This window comes from Pseudomonas sp. NPDC087639 (assembly GCF_044743385.1).
Taxonomy (GTDB): domain Bacteria; phylum Pseudomonadota; class Gammaproteobacteria; order Pseudomonadales; family Pseudomonadaceae; genus Aquipseudomonas.
The window spans coordinates 1-929 of the sequence record NZ_JBIUWI010000171.1 but is presented as its reverse complement, the minus strand read 5'-3'; the positions used below and the strand labels follow the sequence as shown (position 1 = coordinate 929).

The window sequence follows — 929 nt, the reverse complement described above, 5'->3', positions numbered from 1 at the left end:
GCCGGCGAACATTGCCGACGGCGTAGACTGCTACAAATCGTTGGCCCGCGAAGGCAGCGAAGACATGGGCACCAAGCTCATGGGCTTCTCCGGCAAGGTCAAGAATCCGGGCCTGTGGGAACTGCCATTCGGCGTCACCGGTCGCGAGTTGTTCGAAGACTACGCCGGCGGCATGCGCGACGGTTACAAGCTCAAGGCCTGGCAGCCAGGTGGCGCCGGTACCGGTTTTCTCTTGCCAGAACACCTCGACGCACAAATGTACGCCGGCGGCATCGCCAAAGTGGGCACCCGTATGGGTACCGGCCTGGCGATGGCGGTGGACGACAGCGTCAACATGGTCTCGCTGCTGCGCAACATGGAACAGTTCTTCGCCCGTGAGTCGTGCGGTTTCTGCACACCGTGCCGTGATGGTTTGCCATGGAGCGTCAAGCTGCTGATGGCCATCGAGAATGGCGAAGGCCAACCGGGCGACATCGAGACCCTGCTGGGTCTGGTCGGCTTCCTCGGCCCAGGCAAAACCTTCTGTGCTCACGCACCGGGTGCCGTGGAGCCGTTGGGCAGTGCCATCAAATACTTCCGTCCAGAGTTCGAAGCCGGTATCGCGCCTGTCAGCGCCGCCGTCCCGCCTCTGGCAAGGCCGATCGTAATCGGCGCGTAAACGCTTAATAAGGTGAAGGGCCCGTGCCCTTCGCCTCCTGCGATGACGCCTTTCGAGGCTGGTTTGATTCGCACGGATAACAAGATTCCATTAGCCACGCCCGCTGACACCGGGCCAACGAAGACCTTTGAACCATGGCCACTATCCACGTAGACGGCAAAGCGCTCGAAGTCGACGGGGCAGACAACCTGTTACTGGCATGTCTGTCGCTGGGCCTCGACATTCCATGTGTCTGATGGCCCCCCGCGCTGGGTAGCGTCGGGGCTTGGCG

Annotated in this window: 1 protein-coding gene and 1 pseudogene; both read left to right on the top strand. The window is 61.9% G+C overall.

Annotated features, from left to right (window positions below):
• A partial coding sequence (locus tag ACIOVB_RS27600) for an NADH-ubiquinone oxidoreductase-F iron-sulfur binding region domain-containing protein (RefSeq protein ID WP_401272285.1) occupies positions 1-658 on the top strand: 658 nt, incomplete at its 5' end.
• 134 nt (positions 659-792) lie between these two features.
• Positions 793-891 (top strand): annotated as a pseudogene (locus ACIOVB_RS27595) (hypothetical protein); the annotation flags it as partial.
• Between the last annotated feature and the right edge of the window lie 38 nt (positions 892-929).